The following is a 1,593-nucleotide window of genomic DNA, read 5'->3' as shown; positions in this document are numbered from 1 at the left end:
TTCCTACGTTTAGTCAAGCTCTGTAAATAAAGAGACTTTATTTTAGGGTACACCAAACAGTATCTCACTAAGAACAGGTTTGAAATTCAAAGTGAGACTGTTAGAATTAAATCATAAGGCGTATGCCTTATTGGACCTCGAGTCCGTGATATGAGTAGTCATATCTTTGGTTGGCTTTTACCATGACTAAGAGACACTTGATGGTCTTATTCATGCAAGCTACCTTTGCGACCTTATCCTGTTTGGGATGGGGTCCTTTTTTTAATCGGTAATAGTAATCGACAATGTGGTTAGGCGCCGCTGCTTGTTGCCGAATCATATTTCCTATTGCGAAAAATAGAATAGCTCGTGCATGGGCGTTACCACGTTTATTAATATGATCAGGACGTGTATACGTACCAGATTGGTAACGGTTCAAATCAATGCCAACATAAGCATTTAGTTTACGATTATTGGTAAATCTTCGGATGTCGCCAAGTTCTCCAATTAACTCGGCGGCCGTTAGGTCGCCGATACCTGGAAAAGAAGTCATTATTTCAAATTCTGGAAGTTTCTGAGCTAAGCTTTTGAGCTGCTTAGTTAACTCTTCCTTTTCCTTGATAAGGTTGATTAACTGTCGAGCATAATAGCGGACTTCGTCAACTTGAGTACTGTTACAATCGGCCGCTGGATAGCTAACCGTTGCAAAGTGTAGAAGCTCCTGAGCACGCTTTAAAGCCTTAGTTTTGGAAAGATTTTTATCCGTACTTTTCATTAGAGTATTTTTCAATTTTGTTTGTGATAATGAGCGGACAAAATCTGGATGTGGCATCAACACAATAATATTTAGCGCCAACTTTGATATGCGACTAACAAAAAGATGCTCCAACTCTGGAAAGGTCTGTTGAAGTGCATTATGTAGTCTCATCCGCTTATCTTTGATATCTGCTTCTATTTGAGAATAAAATCGGGCTAATTCATGCAGTTTTCCATAGGTAGGAGCGAAGGGGTGAGATAATCCTTGCGGATATTGAATACCATACTGGGCAATTTTATGGGCGTCATTTCTGTCAGTTTTGAGGCGTCGTAAGGTGCTCATTTGAAAGTGCAGAGCTAATGGATTTACCTCAACATAGTCAAGATGATTGGTTTTACAAAAAGTCCGGACAGGTCGCGAATAGATACCTGTCGATTCAAAATAAATAACTGGATTGACCGTTAGGGTAATCCTTGAAAGTAAGGTTTTAAAACCAGTAATCGTGTGGGTAAAAGTGAAATCATAAAGACATTGATTTCGATGATAAATGGCACAGTTACTTTTTCCCATCGAAACATCAATACCAACAATATCGTGTTGTTTCAAAACTAACATCTCCTAAAAAGAATACAAAGCTACTCCGGGATTATCTCTGGCTATCCTAATTTCCTAAACACGGTCTCAAGGACCAACATACTTAAACCTGAATTACTAGAGATAATGGCGGTGATCAGTTTTGGGTACGGACTCAAGGTCCAAGGGTCTGTGATCGATCTTTAGCTCCATATACCTACTGTAATTCAAAAAAAGCTCTGTAAAACCAAATCGGTTTTACAGAGCTAATCTTAGTATGTTTT

General features: G+C 38.9%; 1 protein-coding gene. It reads right to left on the bottom strand.

The genetic code is table 11. From position 1 onward, the window contains the following. Positions 1-127 precede the first annotated feature (127 nt). A complete protein-coding gene (locus OCU14_RS11200) occupies positions 128-1,306 on the bottom strand; it encodes an IS110 family RNA-guided transposase (protein WP_373875094.1) in 1,179 nt (392 codons plus the stop codon). Positions 1,307-1,593 lie beyond the last annotated feature (287 nt).

Source organism: Levilactobacillus humaensis, assembly GCF_024345185.1.
GTDB lineage: Bacteria > Bacillota > Bacilli > Lactobacillales > Lactobacillaceae > Levilactobacillus > Levilactobacillus humaensis.
This window is presented reverse-complemented; position numbering and strand designations above follow the sequence as displayed.

Coding starts and splice junctions, on each gene's coding strand:
- OCU14_RS11200 (WP_373875094.1), bottom strand. CDS start 1,306: ATGGGAAAAAGTAACTGTGCCATTTATCATCGAAATCAATGTCTTTAT.